Source organism: Streptomyces sp. WAC 06738, assembly GCF_003945505.1.
Taxonomy (GTDB): domain Bacteria; phylum Actinomycetota; class Actinomycetes; order Streptomycetales; family Streptomycetaceae; genus Streptomyces.
The window spans coordinates 2169886-2189469 of record NZ_CP029618.1 but is presented as its reverse complement, the minus strand read 5'-3'; the positions used below and the strand labels follow the sequence as shown (position 1 = coordinate 2189469).

The following is a 19584-nucleotide window of genomic DNA, read 5'->3' as shown; positions in this document are numbered from 1 at the left end:
TGCCGGCGCCGGGCCGAGAGCGGATCTGGAGTGGACCGAGAGAGGCGGGTCGCACAGTCGGGTCCGTAGCACCCGGCCACCTCGAAGGGATTCCCGTGAACACCGACCTCACCACCGGCAGCGACGCCCCCGATACCGGCGGCTCCGGCGAACGCGCCGGGCTGCGCGCGTGGGCCGGGCTCGCGGTGCTGGCCCTGCCCACCCTCCTGCTGGCCCTCGACGTCTCCGTGCTGCACCTGGCGGTGCCGCATCTGGCGGCCGATCTGCAGCCCAGCAACACCCAGATGCTGTGGATCATCGACATCTACGGCTTCATGATCGCCGGCTTCCTGGTGACCATGGGCACCCTCGGCGACCGTGTCGGCCGCCGCCGGCTGCTGCTGATCGGCGCCGCCGCCTTCGGCGCCGCGTCCGTCGCCGCCGCGTACGCCCCGAGCCCCGAGGCGCTCATCGCCGCCCGGCTGCTGCTGGGGGTGGCCGGTGCCACGCTGATGCCGTCGACGCTCTCCTTGATCAGCAATCTCTTCCCCGACCCGCGGCAGCGGGGCCTGGCGTTCGCGATCTGGGCGGCGATGTTCTCCCTCGGCGTCGCGCTGGGGCCGGTGCTGGGCGGCGCGATGCTGGAGCACTTCTGGTGGGGTTCCGCCTTCCTGCTGGGCCTCCCGGTGATGGTGCTGCTGCTGGTGGCGGGGCCGGTGCTGCTGCCGGAGTCGCGGGATCCGGACGCGGGCCGGGTGGATGCGCCGAGCGTGGTGCTGTCGCTGGCGACGATGCTGCCGGTGACGTACGCGATCAAGGAGCTGGCGCACGGCCTCGCGGTGCTGCCGCTGCTGGCGGCCGTCGTGGGGGTGGCGGCGGGGACGCTGTTCATACGCAGGCAGCGGCGGCTGGCGAACCCACTGCTGGATCTGGGGCTGTTCGCCGACCGGTCGTTCCGCAGCGCACTGCTGATCATCCTGGTGGGGACGGTCGCGGTGAGCGGCACGTACCTCTTCGTGACGCAGTACCTGCAGATGGTGGAGGGCCAGTCGGCACTCCGCGCGGGGCTGTGGCTGCTGCCGCCCGCGGGGGTGCTGATCGCCGCTTCCGTGACGGCGCCGGTGTTCGCGCGGCGGTTCGGTCCGGGGCCGGTGATGGGTGCGGGGCTGGTGGCGTCGGCGGTGGGGTACCTGCTGCTGACCCGGGTCGAGCCGGGTGACGCGGGGGCCATCGCGCTGATCGTCGTGGCGTACGCGCTGGTGAACTCCGGTATCGGGCCCGTGCTCGCGCTGGGTACGGAGATGGTGGTGGGTTCGGCGCCGCCGGAGAAGGCGGGGGCGGCGTCGGCGATCAGCGAGACGAGTTCGGAGCTGGGCGTGGCGCTGGGCGTCGCGGTGCTGGGGAGCGTGGGCACGGCGGTGTACCGGTCGGATGTCGGCGGCGGGGTCCCGGAGGGCACGCCGGTGGCGGTGGCGGAGACGGCGCGGGACACTCTGGCGGGCGCGGTGGCGGTGGCGGAGGAGCTGCCGGGGGAGCGGGGCGCGGAGTTGCTGGGCGCGGCGCGGGAGGCGTTCGCGGGGGGTCTTGCGGCGGTGGGCGTGATCAGCGCGCTGCTGGCGCTGTCGGTGGCGGTGCTGGCGTTCACGGCACTGCGGGACGCGGAGGACGCGGAGGGCGCGGAGGGCGCCGGAGGCGGGGACGAGGCCGGAGGCGTGAAGGCGGCCGGAGGCGAGAGCAGGGCCGGAGGCGACGACGGGTCCGGCGCCGAGGACTTGGCCGGTGCCGGAGCGGGCGCCGGTGCCGCTGCCGAGGTCCGGGCCGGAGCCGGGGACGGGGGCGCGGGGAAGTGAGCCGGGGGCGTACGGGGGCGTACCCCGCCCCCGTACCGCCGCGTACTCCGCGCCCCGGCTGACGCTTCCGACTCCGTTGTCATCCGGGCCCGTTAGGCTGCCTCCCGAAGCATGGACACAGTGCGCGCATCGGACACGGTGCGCGCACCGAACGGCAGAGGGCGGCTGTGGGGGAGAGCGAAGCGGGGGCCGGCCGGCGGCTCGCCGGACGGTATCGCGTGGTGGGGCAGCTCGGCCGCGGCGGCATGGGCACGGTGTGGCGTGCCGTGGACGAGGTCCTGGGCCGCGAGGTCGCGGTGAAGGAACTGCGGGCGTTCGGCGAGGGCGCCGCGCATGACGCGGGCGAGCTGCGGTTGAGGATGCAGCGGGAGGCGCGGGCCGCGGCCCGTGTCGACCACCCGGGCGTGATCGCCGTCCACGACGTCACGGAGCACGAGGGCCGGCCGCTGATCGTCATGGAGCTGGTCGACGGACCGTCGCTGGACGACGTCATCCGTGAACGGGGCGTGCTCGACCCCGCGGAGGCCGCCGGTATCGGCGCGAAGGTCGTCGACGCGCTGGCCGCCGCCCACCGGGCCGGCGTCCTCCACCGCGACGTGAAGCCGGCGAACATCCTGCTCGCCCGCAGCGGCCGCGTCGTCCTCACCGACTTCGGCATCGCCGCGATGGACGACCCGGGCGACGACGGCACGACGCGGCTGACGGCCCCCGGCGAAATGGTCGGCTCCATCGACTACCTGTCGCCGGAGCGCGCCCGCGGCGACCTGCCGGGACCGCCGTCCGACGTGTGGTCCCTGGGCGCGACGCTGTACGCGGCGGTGGAGGGCATGTCGCCGTTCCGCCGCTCCTCCACGTGGTCGACGATCAGCGCGATCGTCGTCGACCCGCTGCCGGAGCCGCAGCGCGCGGGCGCGCTGACCGGTGCGCTGCGGGAGTTGATGGAGAAGGACCCGGACCGCCGCGCGGACGCGCTGCGCGCGGGCCGGCTGCTGGCGGCGGTGGCGGCGGGGGAGCCGCTGCCGGACCCGGCGGAGACGATGCGCCTGGGCGGCCCGATCACTGCTAGCGGCGGCGGTACGGGCGGTTCCGGCGGCGGTGCGGGGGCTGGGGGTGCCCCCACGCCCCCGGGCGTAGGGGGAGGGTTCGGGCCCGCGCCGGAGTCGCATACGCCGTCGATGCCGCCGGAGGCCCTGAACGCGGCGGCGGGCCGTGAGGCGGCCGCCCCGTACGGCCAGGGCGGACAGCCGCAGTTCACCCCGAACGGCCAGGGCGGCTCTCCCGGCTCGGCGGAGACCTCCCCCGGGCGGCGACCGCCGCGGCGCCGCCGCCCCCTGGTGCTGGCCGGTGCGGCGGTCGCGGTGGCGGCCGTGGCGGCTGCCGCGTTCACGGTGCCGGGGTGGGTGGGCTCCGACGACGGCGACGAGAACGCCGCGGGGGCGGACCGGAGTTCGAGCGCCCCGGCCGGGGAACAGAAGCAGCGGGGCGACATGAAGCCGTCCGAGGAGAAGGAGGACGGCAAGGAGCCGGCATCCCCGTCCCCGAGCCCCTCCGTCGCAGGCACCTCCGAGCCGGCCGAGACCCCCGGAAGGACCGCCGGCCCCACCTCCGAGCCCACGCGCCCCGACGCGACCTCGGCGAAGCCGACGAGCGGACCGACGACCTCGGCCCCGCCCGCGGACCCGTGGGACTCCTGCACGTACTACTCGGGCACGGCCCTCACGCAGCGGGGCGACAACGGCGAACGCGTGGTGCAGGTGCAGTGCATCCTCCACGCGCGCGGCTACGACCTCGGCTCGGCCGGCGTCGACGGAGCGTTCGGCCCGAGCACGGAGGCGGCGGTGAAGAAGTTCCAGGGCGCCGAGGGCTTGGCGGTCGACGGCCAGGTGGGCCCCGATACGTGGGGTGCGCTGCGGGGTTGAGTTCGGGCTAGAACTCGTCGTTCTTCACGGCGCAACTCTCGAAGTGAGCGATGTACGCCGGTGAGCAGAACACCCGCTCACTGAGCCGTTCTTGTGACAATCCCGCATCCTCGCGCAGTCGGCGCAACTCCGCTCCAGAGAACGTGCGTGGTGAGTCGCAGGGATCCGGCGGTCGTATCTGTTTCATGCGACCGAAGGTAGTGACTCATGTGCCGTACGGAGTCGGTACATGCGCGGTTGTCCGGCCGCCGGTACCCTGCCGCCAGCGACGTAAGACCTCAGGGGGACGAACATGGGCGATCTGTGCGTGGACTACGAACGCCTTCAGGTGATCGAGCGTGATCTCGGCATCGTGAAGCGGGAGTTCGAAAGCTGCGAGGATCATCAGGAGCAATTGCGCGGAATATGGGGATCCGGCACCGTCGCCGATGCGATGGAGGATTTCACCACCAACTGGGACCGGCACCGCAAAGAGGTGCTGGAGTCCGTGAAGTCCGTCGGCGAGATGGCGAGCAGCGTCCATCAGTCGTTCCTGAAGACGGACAAGAAGCTTGAGCAGGAATGCAAGGGTGAGTGACGGTCATGGCCCGCCCCACCGACTGGCAGCCGCTCGCCGACTCCGATCCCGTGCCGGGGAACGTCGAGGACATACGCGATGAGGCCGCCCGGCTGAAGAAGATCGGCGAGACGATCGAGTCGCAGGTCGGCAAGTTGCGCGACATCGGCAAGGACGGTGCCCTGAAGGGCAAGTACGCCGACAAGCTGCGCAGTGCCGCCACCGATCTGGCCGGGAAGATGGAGAAGACCTCCGGACGGTACAAGGAGGTTGCCGGGCATCTGTCCTCGTGGGCGGGTGATCTGGACGAGGCGCAGAAGGCGGCCGAGCGGGCGCTGACGAAGGCGCAGAGCGCCGCCGGGACGATGGCGCAGAACAAGCCGCCGGACCAGGCGTCCTCGCCGGACGCACCGAAGCCCACCGACGACGAGAAGGAAGCGGAGAAGCGGCGGGAGAAGGCGTACGGTGCGGCCGAGGGGGAGCTGGAAGAGGCGCGCCGGATGCTCGGGCGGGCGACGTCCGCGCGGGACAGTGACGCCGACACCGCCGCCGGGCGGATCAAGAAGTCCATCGACGACGATGTCAAGGACAGTTGGTGGGACAACGTCAAGGACTTCGTCGACAAGCACGCGAAACTCATCAAGATCGTCATCGACGTGATCAGTTGGATCGCCACCGCGGTGGCGATCATCTCGCTCTTCATCCCGGGCCTGAACGTGGTGGCGTTCCTGCTGATCGCGGGATTGCTGGTGGTCGGGGGCAGAGCCCTGCTCGCGGCCACGGGCAACGCGAGCTGGATGGAGGTGCTGGTCGACGCCGTCGGGCTGCTGACCATGGGGCTCGGCCGTGCCGGGATGGCCGCGCTGAAGGGCACCAACGCGCTGACGAAGACGGCGGCGACCGGGGCCCGTTCGCAGCAGGTCGCCCAGAACCTCGCCCGGTCGTCCGCGCAGCGGCAGGCGCTGGGCCGGGTGCTCAGCAGCCGTACGGCGAGTCCCGCCGCGAAGCGCTCGGCCCGTGCGCAGATCGACGCGCTGAAGGCGCAGGCGCGGCGGCAGGCGACGAGCGTGCCGCAGAACCTGCCGTCGGTGGGGCGCCTGGGCAAGATCCTGAACATGGGCGACACCGAGGGCCTGGCTCTCATCCGCAACATCGGGCGGATCTCGGACCGGTTCCCCGGCCTGGTCAGCGGCGGTACGGCGGCGAAGGCGGGCGCCGCGTACTCGGCCTCTCTGGGCGCCGCCTGGGGCGGTACGATCGTCGACCTCGGCGACAAGGCGTTCGGCAGCAGCGACATGATGCCCTTCAAGTGGGCCAACGAGTCGTACAACAACTGGAAGGGCGACACCTGGCAGGCGCCGATCGGCTCGACGTGGTGAGGCAGCCGGCGCCGTAACGCCCGGAGGCCGGGCACCCGACGTGAAGAGGAGCCGATGGTCTTCCTGCCCCGCCGCACCACCCCGTCCGCGCGAGGGCGCGCCGACGGGCCGCTACTCGTGGCCGCGCGCGCCGCCGTGCTCGTGCCGCTCGCGGCGGGGGCGGTGCTCGTCGCGCTGGCGGCCGTCTTCGACGGGACCGCCGACGCGATGGTCTGGGCCGAGCGGGGGCTGCTCTGTGCGGCGGTCGCGGTGCTGGTGTGGTCGGTGGTCACGGCGGCGGTACGGAACGTGGGCGACGGCGAGCTGGAGGTCACCGCCGTCTTCGGGTCGGTGCTGCTGATGATCGCCGCGTACTTCACGGGTCCTGTGGCGCTGGTCGCGGTGCCGGGGGTGGCGCTGGTGACGGGGGTGGTGTCCGCGGTGCGTACGGACCGGGCGGAGCGACGGCGCAAGCGGGAGCGGCGGGAGCGGGACGCGCGGGTGCGGGCGCACCATGCGGAGAAGAAGCGGCGCAAGAGGGAGAGCGGGGGAGCAGGCGGTGGCTGAGCGGGCGGGACGCATCGACTACGTCAAGCGGCCGGGGCGTACGGAACGGGCCGGGCAGCCGGAGCGTACGGAACGGCCGGGGGACGCGGCGCGCACGGAATGGCCGGAGGACGCGGCGCGTACGGAACGGCCGGAGGACGCGGAGCGTACGGAACCGTCCGGGCGGGCAGCGTCCGCGGACCGTACGGAGAGGTCCGTCAAGGACCGGGACGAGGGCGCCGCCGTCGGCTACACCCTCGTGCTGCCGCCCAACTGGTCGCGCATCCCCCTGCGCGACGGCACGGACGAGGCGATCATGCGGATCGTCGACGACGCCGTCGCCGACCTGCCCGACGACATGCCGCGCGACCGGATACCGCAGGTGCGCCTGGAGCTGGTACGGCGGCTGCGCAAGGCCGCCGCCGACGCCCGCAAGAGCGGCGGCCTCGACCTCTACCTCCCCGTCCAGCAGATGCACGGCGTGACGGTCGCCGCCTCGTTCGTCGTCTCCGAGATCACTCTGGCCACGGGCGCCGACCCGTCGCTGATCCTCGCCCGGCTGCTCGCCGACGCGGAGAAGTCGCAGCCCGCGGCCGTCGACGGATCCGTCGGCTACCGCAACGAGCGGGTCGCGCGCGGCTCCGGCGAGGAGGGCGGGGAGTACGCTTCGCGGCGCGTCGACTACGTGCTGGCTGTCCCCGAGGACGACACCCGGTGGGTGACGGTGGGGTTCAGCACGCTCGCGGACGGCGATCCGAAGGGGCAGTTCGCGGACGTGCTGGTCGAGCTCTTCGACGCCCTGATGACCACCTTCCGCTGGACGAGGAGCAGCCGGTGAGCTGGATCGAGGTCGACTACGACGACGCCAAGTGGCTGTGGGTGCCGCAGCAGTGGGAGGGCATGCCGTGGCCGGGGCCCGCGGAGTGGGCGGAGGCGTTCGCCGAGGCGTGGTGGACGCTCGCGGACGTCGAGCCGGGCGACGAGGAGGAGGTGGCGCGGCTGCGGGACGCGCTGCTGGAGTTCGCGACCCGCGCCGGCACGGTCTTCCCCGGCCAGGACCTGTACCTGTATCTGCCGGACCCGCGGCAGGCGCCCGTGCCGCTGGCGGTGTGGGGGCTGGCGATGGCGGGGGAGCGCAACGACCGGCTGCGGGAGCTGGTGCGGTCGATGGACGCCGAGGCGGTGGAGGCGCCCATCGTGGAACTCTTCCGCCACCCGCACCTGGGAAACGGGCTGCGGGCGATGCGCTACTTCACCGACCCGGGCGACGGCACGCTCGGCTGCTCGCTGAACTACGCGTTCCGCTCCGAGCCGCACGGCGTGGACGTCCTGGTCCGCGCCCTCAGCTCCGACGTGGGGCGGCTCGCGGCGGCGGCGCAGGACATGGACGAGCTGGCGCTGGCGGTACGGGTCCGGCGGGACGAGGACCGCTGAGGGCGCGCTGACGGGCCGGTGCTCAGGGGCCGCGGGCCGGTGCGTACGCGGTCCTGCCCGCGGTGAGGGACAATGGAGGGTCCGTCCCCGTCCCGACCCTGTCCCGTCCCCGTACGCAACGAGGTAGTCCGTCCCATGTCCGAGCTGCAGATCGGCCCGCACACCGTCTCCCCGCCCGTGGTGCTCGCGCCCATGGCGGGGATCACGAACGCGCCGTTCCGTACGCTGTGCCGGGAGTTCTCCGGCGGTCGGGGCCTCTTCGTCAGCGAGATGATCACCACGCGGGCGCTGGTGGAGCGGGACGCCAAGACGATGCGGCTCGTCCACTTCGACGGCACGGAGAAGCCGCGGTCCATCCAGCTCTACGGGGTGGACCCGGTGTACACCGGCCGGGCGGCCCGCATGATCGCCGACGAGGACCTCGCCGACCACATCGACCTCAACTTCGGCTGCCCCGTCCCGAAGGTGACCCGCAAGGGCGGCGGCTCGGCGCTCCCGTACAAGCGGAACCTGCTGCGGGCGATCCTCCGCGAGGCGGTGGCCGGCGCCGGGGACCTGCCGGTGACGATGAAGATGCGCAAGGGCATCGACGACGACCACCTCACCTACCTGGACGCGGGCCGGATCGCCGTCGAGGAGGGCGTGACGGCGATCGCGCTGCACGGCCGCACGGCGGCCCAGCACTACGGCGGCACCGCGGACTGGGACGCGATCGCCCGGCTGAAGGAGCACGTGCCGGAGATCCCGGTGCTGGGCAACGGGGACATCTGGTCGGCGGCCGACGCGCTGCGGATGGTGCGCGAGACGGGATGCGACGGGGTGGTGGTCGGGCGCGGCTGCCTGGGGCGGCCGTGGCTCTTCGGCGACCTGGTGGCGGCGTTCGACGGGTCGTCCGAGCCGTCGGCGCGGCCGGCGCTGAAGGAGGTCGCGGGGGTGATGCTGCGGCACGCGGAGCTGCTGGGCCAGTGGCTCGGCGACGAGCGGCGGGGCGTCATCGACTTCCGCAAGCACGTGCCGTGGTACACGAAGGGCTTCTCGGTCGGCAAGGAGCTGCGCCACCGCATGGCGATGGCGGGCACGCTGGCGGAGCTGGACGACCTGCTGGGCACCCTCGACCTGGACCAGCCGTGGCCGGAGGGCGCGGAGGGCCCGCGGGGGCGCACGGCGGGGCGGAACAAGGTGGTGCTGCCGGAGGGTTGGCTGGGGGACCCGTACGAGTGCGCGCAGGTCGACGCGGCGGCGGAACTGGACACGTCAGGGGGCTGAGGCGTGGGATGGTCCCCGCCCCCGCCCCCGCCCCTTCCCGGAACCGGGGGCCGGGCCCCCCGAACATCCGCCTCCTGCGCGCTATGGCCCGGCGCTCCCGGCCCGCTCCCCCGGTACCGGTGAGGTGACCGCAGAGGTTCACCGGATCCCGTGGCTGCCCAGGCGGCGGCGATCAAGGGGCGGTGGAGATCGGTGCGCCGGATGCACGCGCCGATGGTGAGTTCGCCGGGGCCGGACGGGGCCGGGGCGGCATGCAGCCGGTGCTGGATGCTGCAGTGCTGCAGGACGAGGTCGGGGACGATGCCTGTGCCGTAGTCGAGAGCGACCAGAGTGAGCAGGGCTTCGTGTCCGTCGGCCTCCGCGGCTATGCGGGGGGTGATGCCGAGGCGGCGGAACCACCGGTTGGCGATGTCTCGGACCAGGCCCTGTCCGGGGAGTACGAACGGCTCGTCGGAAGCAGGGAACTGCGCGCCCGGCCGTGAGGGGCCGGCCCGGACGAGGACGAGGGGGGTGCGGGCGACGGTGCGGGCGAGGAGGGTGGCCGGAACCCGGGAGGGCAGGGCTGCGACTGCGAGGTCGGCCTCGCCTTCGTCGAGGAGCGCGAGGGCGGCTGCCGCGTCACCGGTGCGCACCGAGATCTGCACCCGGGGATGGGCGTCTCGCAGCGGTGCGAGCAGGTCGGGCAGCAGGCCCTGGCAGGCAGTGACCGAGGCGAACACCCGTAGCCGGCCGCCGAGCTGGTCCCGTGTGAGGTCGTCGTCGCAGTAACGGCCCCACAGCTCCAGGGCTTCGGCCGCGTAACGGCGGAAGCGGTGGCCGTGCTCGGTCAGTGCGACGCCGTGTGGGCCGCGGTCCAGTAACCGGTGCCCGGTAGAGGTTTCCAGCCGCTGCACGGTACGGGACAACGTAGCGGGGCTGACGTGGCAGTCGGCCGCGGTGCGGGTGAAGCTCAGCGTGGAGGCGAGATGGAGGAAGAGGCGGTACTGGTCGTGGTCCTGCATCTTTCACCTTCCGGAACGCCATGCTGCGGATGTTGCCGTTGCCGTCGGACCTGCCCGGACCCTACAAACAGGTCATGCCACGAAGCGACACCACTCGCCCACGCCCCGCCTGGTTCTTCCGCGAATACGAGCCCGTCGGCGTCGACCTGGGCAGCCCGGCCGCGGTGGCCGCCTACGACCGCAACCAGGGCACCGACTCGGACGCCGACGACGCGCTGCTCGACCGGCTCGGCGTCGTCAGGGGCAGCCGCTTGGTCGATCTGGCCTGCGGCACCGGCTCGCTGGTGGTGCAGGCGGCACGGCGCGGGGCCGAGGCCCACGGCGTCGACGTCTCGGCGGAGATGCTCGCCTTCGCCCAGACCAGGGCGGAACGGGCCGGTGTCGGCGCACACTGGCACCGGGCCGGGTTCCTCGACTACGCCCACCGCGCGGCGCCCGCGGACGTGGTGACCACCACGTCGGCCCTGCACCAGCTCCCGGACTTCTGGAAACTGCAGGCGCTCCTCAACGCGGCCGGCATGCTGCGGCCGGGCGGCACCTTCTACCTGTGGGACGTCCTCTTCAGTTTTGAGCCCGCCGAGGCCGCAGAGCATCTGCAGCGGTGGATCGACACCGCGGGCCGTCCCGAGGGCCGGGGTTTCACCCGCGCGGACTTCGAGGCGCACGTTCGGGAGGAGTTCTCCACATACGCCTGGATCCTGGAGGGCATGCTGGAGCGGGCCGGTTTCGACATCGTCTCGCGCGCGTCCCGCACACCGACGCACGGTGAGTTCCTCTGCCGCCGCCGGTAGCTGCTCCGCTTCGCACACCGAGGTCCTGGTCGGTCGAGCTGTCTTGTCCAGCAGACGTGCGTGCACCTCCGCGGGCATACAAGCGCGCCGCACGACAGGAAGCCGCCGGCAATCCGGTGGACCTCCGCGGTCACAGCACTAGCCTCGGAGTGGTGGACGCGACCCATCGGCCCGCCGCGCGGGTCATCTGCCTCGACGCCGCCCAGCGCATACTGCTGCTGCGCTGGCGCGACCCCTTCGACGGTGCGCTGATCTGGGAGCCGCCCGGCGGCGGCATCGAGCCGGACGAGACGCCGCTCGCCGCCGCGCGGCGCGAACTCGCCGAGGAGACCGGGCTCGACCCCGCCGCCGTGGCGGAGCGGGGCGTGCCCGTGGCGCGTGACTTCCACTGGAAGGGCACCCACTTCGTCGGCACCGAGCACTTCTTCCTCGCCCGCTACCTGGACGACCGCCCCCCGCTGCGCCGCACCGGTCTCCTCCCCGACGAGCAGGTCACCCTCGCCGGCCACGCGTGGATCGCCTGGCCCGACATCCCCGCACTCCCCGACCCGCTCGAACCCCCGCACCTGAAGGCCGTCCTCGCCGACCTCGCCCCGAACGGCCCCTGGAGCAGCACCGCAAGCGGCTAGCGGCGTATCGCGACGCGCGCGGTGGTTCCGGACCATCCGCTACGGCGTGGAGCGGCCGGCGTCCCCGCAGGCGACCGCGGGCGCGGCGAGCGGGGCGATCTCCCTGGCGAAGAAGTCGTGGAAGTCGTCGCCGCGTTCATACAAGGCGTCGAACCCGGCCGATGTTTCTTCGATCAGGGCGCGATCGGTGAAACGATGGCACCCCATCGCGTTTCCGTCGTCGTCGTAGAGCACCTCGTACATGGAGACGTCCCGAGAATCACCACTTCGGGAACGGGGCGGTGCTTTTCGATGTCCGCGATCTTGCTGGCATCCAGCACCCTGATGTTGTCACCTAATTCCACGCGTACGCGCAGCACATGGAATTCCCACTGCACGTAGGGGGTCACCGGGAATTCCACTACGCGAAGGCGGCGCTGCACGACTCCGAGCCGGGCTGCCTCTTGGAACTGTTCTGCGTAGGTGTCGCGCCTTTCGTCGGAGAGGGAGAGGGCGCGGTCCCACTCACCTGCCGCGAAGGCTTCCCAACTGGCGAATCCGCGCTCTTTGAAGTGCTGTCCGCGTTCGAGCTTTCTCATGTGGCGGATTCCACTGGCGAAGACCCGATGGTAATCCGCGTGGTACGTGGGCCGGTCCAGGCGCTCTGAGACGCCGTGTGGGAAGGAATCAAACACTCGGGATGTCCTGTTTCGCGGCGATCAGCATGTTCCTGGGGATGACGACGAGCCGTTCGTCCGCACCGACGGAGACGCCGGACGGCAGATTCCTGCCGAGGGACTCCGTGAGGTCGCGGCCGATGACGACGATGTCGCCGTTGTCCAGCTCCCAGATGTCGGGGCAGTCGGGGCCATCAGTCGTGGTGCCTAACTCCTGCGGCGATTTACCCAGGCGCCGCTTGAATGTCGTCGCCGGATCGGCTTCCCACGGCCTGGCCATGACTTTCTCCCCTCGTTCCTGAAGATTCGGGGCGACGCTAGCACCGAAACACGGGGACCAGCCAGGTCAAAACCGGACACGTCGAAGTGGGGCCGCGGCTCCAGTTGCCCTTTCCGGCTCCTGAACGCGATGATGACCGGTGGCGAACCGAGTCAACAGGCACATGTATTCGGCTTACAATCCTAAGACCGGACGTTTGAGGTAGGGGGAAACGTGGACCCGGAGGCAGCCTTACTCGCACAGAGCGCGGGAATCACGCTGGTCACGCTGATGACAACCGATGCCTGGCAGCGCACCCGAGAGGGAATCACGCAACTCTGGCGCCGAATGCAGCCACACCGTGCGGAGGGCGTCGCCGCCGAACTGGAAGCCACCCGCGACGACGCTCTGGCGGCGAGAGAGGCCGGGGACCAGGCGACGGTCGACGAACTCCACGCCGAGTGGCAGGGGCGGCTGCGGCGGCTGCTCGTCGCGCGGCCCGATGCCGCCGCGGAGTTGCGGGCGCTCCTCGACGAACTCGCACCGGGGGGTGCGGCGGGCTCCGTCGTCGTGCTCCGGGCGCGGGCGTCCGGGCACGGGCATATCCAGCAGGCCGGGCGAGACCAGCACATCACCGAACGATGACGGGTGGGATGGACGGCCGCGCCGAAGACCGGGGACGGGTCTACCAGGCGTCCGGCGATCAGCACATCACCGAACACCACCACCACGGCGACGGGTCCGCCGTGCCCGGCGGTCCCGACTCCGTCCGCCGACCGGCGGTCGGCAGGCCCCCCGCCGTCCTCCGCGACCGCGCCGAGGTGCTGACGCGGCTGCGGGAGAGCGTGGCGGCCGGGCGGGGCGGCGAGGCGTACGTGCTGTACGGCATGGGCGGGTGCGGGAAGACCGCCGTCGCGTACACGCTCTTCCAACTGGCCACCGGGGAATACGGCCGGGTCGGCCTCTGGGTCAGCGCCTCCGACCGCTCAAGCCTGCGTGCCGGGATGCTCGCCGTCGCCGCCGACCGGGGCGCCGGGGACGGCGAACTGCTGGCAGCCCGCGGAGGTCTGCGCCCCGCCGCCGACCTCGTCTGGCAGCACCTCGACCGTTCCGCGGAGCCCTGGCTGCTCGTCCTGGACAACGCCGACGAACCCGAGATCCTCCGCGACGGAAGCTGGCTGCGCACCAGCCCTCGCGGCACGGTCGTGGTGACGACGCGCCGCTCGGCCGCCCGTTGGTGGCCGGGGGCCGAGCTGCAGCACATCGGCGTGCTGCCACGCGAGGACGCTGCCCGGGTGCTGCAGGACCTCGCCCCGCACAGCGGCACCCAGCAGGAGGCCGACCGGATCGCCGAGCGGCTGGGGCGGCTGCCCCTGGCTCTCACCTTGGCGGGCGGCTTCCTCTCCCAGCAAGTCCTCGACCCCTGGACGATGGAGACGTACGGGCGCCGGCTCGACGAAACAGAGGGGGTCGAACTCATCGACCAGGGAGCGGACCCGCTGTCACCGGAGGACCCCCGGCACCTCGTGGGCCTCACCTGGCAACTGACGCTCGACGCCTTCGAGGCCCGCGGGCTGCCGGAGGCGACCGCGCTGCTGCGGCTCCTGGCTCGGTTCTCGCCCGAGCCGCTGCCGCTGTCGCTCCTCGACCACCGTGAGATCGGCGGCATCCTGCCCCACGATCGCTGCGAAACGGCGCTGCGGGCGCTGCTCGACCAGTCGCTGACCGAACTCGTCGACGTCGGCGTTCGCTGCACGCAGAGCCACGGGGTGCTGCTCGACAGCGTCGCCGCCGCCACACCGGCGGACAAGGTGCCGCCGCTCGACACCACGGCGGTCCGCCTGCTCGACGCCGCCGTGCCGGCCGTGCCTGACGCGGGCCCGTACGAACCGCGTTACCGGCTGCTGGTGCCTCATGTGCTCGCCCTGCTCCGACGCGCCGCCGATCCGCGCACGGCCGCCGACGCGCTCGCCGTGGCGATCCGGCTGTCCGTCGCCCTGCACCGCACCGGCGACTACCAGGCCGCCTGGGAGACCGCCCGGACCGCCGCGGACCTCGGCGAACGCCGACTCGGCCGCCCGGGGCACCGCCTCGTCCTGGCGGCCCACTCCCGGGCCGGCCGGTCACTCTTCAGGCTGGGGAGGTACGCCGAGGCCGAGGGGCTGCTCCGCCGGATCCGTACCGCCCAGGAGACGTTGCTCGGAGCCGACGATCCCGACACCCTGGACAGCGGCCAGGGCCTGCAACTCGTCCTCGGCAACCTCGGCAGACGTGACGAGGCCGCCGCCCTGCTCCGCGCCACGGTCGCCGGCAGGCGCCGGGCCCTGGGCCCCGACCACCCGCTGACGCTGCGTTCCCGTACGAGTCTGCTGGCCCTGCTGCCTGCGGCGGACATCGCCGCGGAAGACGACGGGACGCTGCTGTCCCTGCCCGAGGAGTGCACCCGCATCCTCGGCCCTGACCACACCGTGACCCTGGGCGCCCGGCACAACCGCGCCTGGACGCTGTACCGACTGGGCCGCTTCGATGCGGCCGAGCGGGAAACGCGGCTGGTCACCGAGGCGTACCTGCGGCGCTTCGGACCCGACTACCCGATCACGCTCTCCGCCCGGCAGTTGCTCTCCCGCACCCATGTCGCACGGGGCCGCGTGGCCGCGGGGATCGAGATCATGACGGACGTCCTGGCGAGGCGGGAGCGCAGCCTGGGAGCCGACCACCCCTTCACCGTCGCCAGCCGGGAACTGCTCGGGGACTTCACGTCGCGGCGGGGGCAGACCGACACTGCGTCGTCGTGAGGGCGTTGAGGAGGACCAGACGGGGCTGCCAGGACTGGGCGGCAGGGGTCGCCGAATGACACGGGGGAAACGACCTAGCGGCGTACGCGGTGGTGGAGGTAGACGACGCCGGAGTCGAAGGTGCGGGTCTCCACCAGTTCCAGATCCACCTGGCGCTCGATACGGGCGAAGAACGGCGTGCCGCCGCCGAGCAGCACCGGGTTCACCCTGATCCGGTACTCGTCGATCAGCCCCAGCTCCGCCGCCTCCGCGGCGAGCGTCGCCCCGCCGATCGCGATGTCCCCCTCATCCGGCTCCTCACGCAGCCGCGCGATCTCCTCGGCCAGCCCGGCGGAGGCCAGCCGCGCGTTGCCCTCGACCTCCGTCAGCGTGTGGGAGAACACGACCTTGGGCAGCGGGTTCCACAACCTGATCCACTCCCGCTCCGTCTCGCTGAGTGAGGAGGGGTCCTGCGCGGCGGTCTCCCAGTAGAGCATCGTCTCGTAGAGCCGCCGCCCCATCAGATGGACGCCCACGTCCTGGATCTCCTCGATGGAGTGGCGGAAGACCTCCTCGCTGGGCGCCCCCCAGTCGATGCCGCCGTCGGGTCCGGTGACAAAGCCGTCGAGTGAAACAGCCATCGAATACGTCACGCTGCGCATCGCACGTCCTCCTCGGTAAGGGATTCGACAGTAAGACCGGCGAACTCCCGCGGACTCATCGCAACGCGCGGCCCACTCCCCCTTGACGGCATCCGGGTGCGGCGTTCGGGGACCGGTCCCCACCCGCGTCTGACAGCGTGGCCCGGATTCTGAAGCCCAGCGGGTCATCCCCTCAACCACAGTGAGGCCCTGTGAGACGAATACATCGTGCGCTTCTGGTGGGGCTGTTAGCCCTCGGAGTTTCGGCCACCTACCACCCCGTCGCGTCGGCCGAGGCGGGTCCCCGATTGGAGGTCGCGGGAGTCACGGCGAGCGCCCATGACGGCAACGTGCCCGCCAACACCCTCGACGGCGATCTGAGCACCCGCTGGTCCGCCCAGGGTGACGGGGTGTGGATCCGCTACGACCTCGGCTCGGCGACGACCGTCGGGTCGGCGTCGATCGCCTGGCACCAGGGGAACACCCGGAAGAACACCTTCGACGTCGAGGTCTCCGACGACGGATCGTCGTGGACGCCGGTCCTGTCGCGAAAGACCAGTAGCGGCACCACGCTCCAGCCGCAGGACTACGACTTCGCCGACACCACCGCCCGGTATCTGCGCATCGTCGGCCACGGCAACACCTCCAACGACTGGACCAGCATCACCGAGACGGCGATATACGGAGCCGACGGCGGCGGCGAGTCCTGTGACTACCCGGCCGACGTACTGGACCTGACGGACTGGTACATCGGGCTGCCGGTCGGCGAGGAGGAGTCGCCGACCAACGTCTACCAGCCGGAACTCGCCACGTACGCGAACGACCCGTGGTTCACCGCCACGCCGGACTGCGACGCCGTCCAGTTCCGCGCCGCCGTCAACGGGGTCACCACCAGCGGGTCCAACTACCCCCGCTCGGAGCTGCGCGAGATGACGGACTCCGGGGAGACGAAGGCGAGCTGGTCGTCGACCTCCGGCACGCACACGATGGTGATCGACCAGGCCATCACGGACCTTCCCGCGGACAAGCCGCACGTCGTCGCCGGGCAGATCCACGACGCCGACGACGACGTGTCGGTCTTCCGCCTGGAAGGCAGCAAGCTCTACGTCACCTCTCCCGACGACAGCAACTACAAGCTGGTGACGGACGACTACGCGCTGGGCGACAGGTTCCAGGCGAAGTTCGTGGTCGGCGACGGTGAGATCAAGGCGTACTACAACGGCGTGCTGCAGACCACGATCGCGGCCGACTTCGAAGGCGGCTACTTCAAGGCGGGCGCGTACACCCAGGCCAACTGCGAACGCTCGTCGCCGTGCAGCGACGACAACTACGGCCAGGTGGAGATCTACGACCTGAGCGTCACCCACGACGACGGCCAGGGGGCCGGGGACCCGACGGAGGCGGCCGAGCGGTACGGCTGGGGCGAACCGCTGCCGATCTCCGACGAGTTCGACTACACCGGACCGGTCGACCCGGAGAAGTGGGACGTTCCCTCGGGCACCGTGGGCGGCACCGCCCAGTGCTGGGAAGGGCACGCCGGGAACGGCCGCAGGTGCGCGAAGAACAGCACCGTCGCGGACGGAATCATGACCATGCGCGGCGAGGCGAACGGCGACACGGGATGGATCAGGCAGAACCGTGACACCCAGTACGCGCGCTGGGAGATCCGCTCCCGCTCGCGGAACACCGGCTCCTCCGGCGGGCTCTACCACCCCCTGCACCTGATCTGGCCCACCGCCGGCGACCGGCTCAAGAACGGGGAGTACGACTGGGTCGAGTACTCGAACCCCGACGCGCAGTGTCTCTCGGCGTTCCTGCACTACCCGGAGAGCCCGTCGGACGAGAAGGAATACCGCGAGCTCTGCCCGGTGGACATGACGCAGTGGCACAACTTCGCGTTCGAGTGGACGCCGGACGCGCTGGTCGGCTACGTCGACGGTGCCGAATGGTTCCGGCTGGCGGACGGCGCGAACTCCGACCGCGGGGACATCCAGAAGATGCCGCTGGGGAACCTCGTCATCCAGCTCGACAACTTCACCGGCGACAGCGGTCTGCGCCCGGCGGTGTACGAGGTCGACTGGGTGAGGACGTATCCGGTCACGCCGGGAGGGGACTCCCCGGGTGCTCCGGTGCCGGTCACGGGAGTCACGGCGAGCGCCCATGACGGCAACGTGCCCGCCAACACCCTCGACGGCGATCTGAGCACCCGCTGGTCCGCCCAGGGCGACGGGGTGTGGATCCGCTACGACCTCGGCTCGGCGAAGACCGTCGGCTCGACGTCGATCGCCTGGCACCAGGGCAACACCCGGAAGAACACCTTCGACGTCGAGGTCTCCGACGACGGATCGTCGTGGAGACCGGTCCTGACCCGCCAAACCAGCAGCGGGACCACACTCCAGCCGCAGGACTACGACTTCGCCGACACCACCGCCCGGTATCTGCGCATCGTCGGCCACGGCAACACCTCCAACGACTGGACCAGCATCACCGAGACGGCGATATACGGAGCCGACGGCGGCGACGGCGGTGATCCCGGTGACCCCGGTCCCGGCCGTACCGTCGAGGTCGCCGACTCCGACCAGTTGCGGGACGCGATGGGGGACGCGCGCGCCGGGGACCGCATCGTCCTCGCTGACGGCGAGTACACGATCGGCAAGATGAGCGGCAAGAACGGCACCGCCGACGCGCCCATCACCGTCGTCGCGGAGAACCGCGGCCGGGCGGTGGTCACGGACGGGCAGCTGGAGGTCGCCGGTTCCTCGTACGTCACCTTCGAGGGCCTGAAGTGGACGAACAGCGACACGCTGAAGATCAGCGGCTCGAACAACGTGCGCCTGACCCGCAACCACTTCCGGCTGACCGAGGAATCCTCGCTGAAGTGGGTGATCATCCAGGGCGCGAACAGCCATCACAACCGGATCGATCACAACCTCTTCGAGGAAAAGCACCAACTGGGAAACTTCATCACCATCGACGGATCCGAAACCCAGCAGTCGCAGCACGATCTCATCGACAACAACCACTTCCGCAACATCGGCCCGCGTGCGGCCAACGAGATGGAAGCCATCCGGGTCGGCTGGAGCGAGATCTCCCAGTCGAGCGGATTCACCGTCGTCGAGTCGAACCTCTTCGAGGACTGCGACGGTGATCCGGAGATCGTCTCCGTGAAGAGCAACGACAACATCGTCCGCCACAACACGTTCCGCACCTCGCAGGGCGTGCTGTCACAGCGGCACGGAAACCGCGGCGCCTTCTACGGCAACTTCTTCCTCGGGGAGGGAAAGGCGGGAACCGGGGGAATCCGGCTCTACGGCCAGGACCACAAGATCTACAACAACTACTTCGAGGGCCTCACCGGCACCGGCCACGACGCCGCGCTGCAGATCGACGGCGGCGACGTCGACACCTCGGGCGCACTGAACGCGCACTGGCGCGTCTACCGGGCGACCGTCGTGAACAACACCTTCGTGGACAACGTGTCGAACATCGAGGTCGGCGCCAACTACCGGCTCGCCCCTGTCGACTCGGTCGTCGCCGACAACGTGGTCACCGGCGGCACCGGCAAGCTGTTCAACGAACTCAAGGCGCCGGTGAACATGACCTACGTCGGCAACATCGCGTGGCCCACCGGATCGGCGACGATCGGCGTCACCGTGCCCTCCGGCGCCGTCAGGGCGGCCGATCCGCTGCTGGCCCCCGACGGGCCGGTGCACCGGATCGGCGCGGGAAGCCCGGCGATCGACGCCGGCACCGGCCGCTTCGCGTTCGTGACCGACGACATGGACGGCCAGGCCCGCACCGGCGCCGTCGACGCCGGAGCCGACGAGCGGTCGTCGTCCGCCGTCACGCGAGCCCCCCTCACCGCGGCCGACGTCGGCCCGAGCGCCGCGTAGGACGCACCGCACGACCGGTGGCGGCCCAGCCG

Annotated in this window: 16 protein-coding genes and 2 pseudogenes; 13 read left to right on the top strand and 5 right to left on the bottom strand. The window is 71.5% G+C overall.

Annotated elements, in window-relative coordinates:
* Window positions 1-95 precede the first annotated feature (95 nt).
* Window positions 96-1829: an MFS transporter gene (locus tag DMB38_RS09210; protein ID WP_125934766.1), complete on the top strand. Its 1734-nt coding sequence runs from the start codon at window positions 96-98 to the stop codon at window positions 1827-1829.
* A 221-nt stretch (window positions 1830-2050) separates the two neighbouring features.
* Window positions 2051-3748, top strand: coding sequence for a serine/threonine-protein kinase (locus DMB38_RS09205; protein WP_125934765.1), 1698 nt, complete (start codon window positions 2051-2053; stop codon window positions 3746-3748).
* Between the two features lie 7 nt (window positions 3749-3755).
* Here the strand turns inward: DMB38_RS09205 and DMB38_RS09200 are convergent, their stop codons facing one another.
* Window positions 3756-3935 (bottom strand): helix-turn-helix transcriptional regulator, encoded by a 180-nt coding sequence (locus tag DMB38_RS09200; RefSeq protein WP_125934764.1) that lies wholly within the window; start codon window positions 3933-3935, stop codon window positions 3756-3758.
* 120 nt (window positions 3936-4055) lie between these two features.
* Here DMB38_RS09200 and DMB38_RS09195 point away from each other — a divergent pair, with 120 nt between their 5' ends.
* The 6 genes from DMB38_RS09195 (at window position 4056) to dusB (ending at window position 8908) form a co-directional block, all read left to right on the top strand.
* Window positions 4056-4325, top strand: a complete 270-nt coding sequence (locus DMB38_RS09195) for a hypothetical protein (protein WP_240662078.1) — start codon at window positions 4056-4058, stop codon at window positions 4323-4325.
* 5 nt (window positions 4326-4330) lie between these two features.
* Window positions 4331-5683, top strand: a complete 1353-nt coding sequence (locus DMB38_RS09190; RefSeq protein ID WP_240662075.1) for a putative T7SS-secreted protein — start codon at window positions 4331-4333, stop codon at window positions 5681-5683.
* A 54-nt stretch (window positions 5684-5737) separates the two neighbouring features.
* Window positions 5738-6229 (top strand): hypothetical protein, encoded by a 492-nt coding sequence (locus DMB38_RS09185; protein ID WP_125934762.1) that lies wholly within the window; start codon window positions 5738-5740, stop codon window positions 6227-6229.
* Complete coding sequence (locus tag DMB38_RS09180) at window positions 6222-7046, top strand: hypothetical protein (protein ID WP_125934761.1); 825 nt, start codon at window positions 6222-6224, stop codon at window positions 7044-7046. Before DMB38_RS09185 ends, DMB38_RS09180 begins: the two co-directional genes overlap by 8 nt.
* Window positions 7043-7642, top strand: a complete 600-nt coding sequence (locus DMB38_RS09175; RefSeq protein ID WP_125934760.1) for a hypothetical protein — start codon at window positions 7043-7045, stop codon at window positions 7640-7642. Before DMB38_RS09180 ends, DMB38_RS09175 begins: the two co-directional genes overlap by 4 nt.
* 135 nt (window positions 7643-7777) lie before the next feature.
* The gene (gene dusB, locus DMB38_RS09170; protein WP_125934759.1) at window positions 7778-8908 is read left to right on the top strand and encodes a tRNA dihydrouridine synthase DusB; all 1131 of its coding nucleotides are present in this window, start codon (window positions 7778-7780) and stop codon (window positions 8906-8908) included.
* 215 nt (window positions 8909-9123) lie between these two features.
* Here dusB and DMB38_RS09165 read toward each other — a convergent pair.
* Window positions 9124-9909, bottom strand: a pseudogene (locus DMB38_RS09165) (LysR substrate-binding domain-containing protein); the annotation flags it as partial.
* A gap of 74 nt (window positions 9910-9983) precedes the next feature.
* On the opposite strand from DMB38_RS09165, the gene DMB38_RS09160 reads away from it, so the two are divergent.
* Together DMB38_RS09160 and DMB38_RS09155 are read left to right on the top strand one after the other, a co-directional pair.
* A complete protein-coding gene (locus DMB38_RS09160) occupies window positions 9984-10700 on the top strand; it encodes a class I SAM-dependent methyltransferase (protein ID WP_125934758.1) in 717 nt (238 codons plus the stop codon).
* 149 nt (window positions 10701-10849) lie between these two features.
* Window positions 10850-11329 (top strand): NUDIX domain-containing protein, encoded by a 480-nt coding sequence (locus DMB38_RS09155; protein ID WP_125934757.1) that lies wholly within the window; start codon window positions 10850-10852, stop codon window positions 11327-11329.
* A gap of 39 nt (window positions 11330-11368) precedes the next feature.
* Here DMB38_RS09155 and DMB38_RS09150 read toward each other — a convergent pair.
* Window positions 11369-11907 (bottom strand): annotated as a pseudogene (locus DMB38_RS09150) (DUF6879 family protein).
* A gap of 88 nt (window positions 11908-11995) precedes the next feature.
* Window positions 11996-12265 carry a hypothetical protein gene (locus DMB38_RS09145; protein ID WP_125934756.1) on the bottom strand — a complete coding sequence of 90 codons (270 nt, stop codon included), beginning with the start codon at window positions 12263-12265 and terminating at the stop codon, window positions 11996-11998.
* Window positions 12266-12592: 327 nt separating this feature from the next.
* Between DMB38_RS09145 and DMB38_RS09140 the strand changes: the two genes are divergently transcribed.
* Both DMB38_RS09140 and DMB38_RS37450 read left to right on the top strand, forming a co-directional pair.
* A complete protein-coding gene (locus DMB38_RS09140; protein WP_346429500.1) occupies window positions 12593-12889 on the top strand; it encodes a hypothetical protein in 297 nt (98 codons plus the stop codon).
* Entirely contained in the window at window positions 12886-15039 is a 2154-nt protein-coding gene (locus tag DMB38_RS37450) for a tetratricopeptide repeat protein (protein WP_125934754.1), read from the top strand. Before DMB38_RS09140 ends, DMB38_RS37450 begins: the two co-directional genes overlap by 4 nt.
* A 74-nt stretch (window positions 15040-15113) precedes the next feature.
* Here the strand turns inward: DMB38_RS37450 and DMB38_RS09130 are convergent, their stop codons facing one another.
* Entirely contained in the window at window positions 15114-15680 is a 567-nt protein-coding gene (locus DMB38_RS09130) for a dihydrofolate reductase family protein (protein ID WP_125934753.1), read from the bottom strand.
* A gap of 218 nt (window positions 15681-15898) precedes the next feature.
* On the opposite strand from DMB38_RS09130, the gene DMB38_RS09125 reads away from it, so the two are divergent.
* Window positions 15899-19552: a chondroitinase-B domain-containing protein gene (locus DMB38_RS09125; protein WP_276314947.1), complete on the top strand. Its 3654-nt coding sequence runs from the start codon at window positions 15899-15901 to the stop codon at window positions 19550-19552.
* Window positions 19553-19584: the final 32 nt, after the last annotated feature.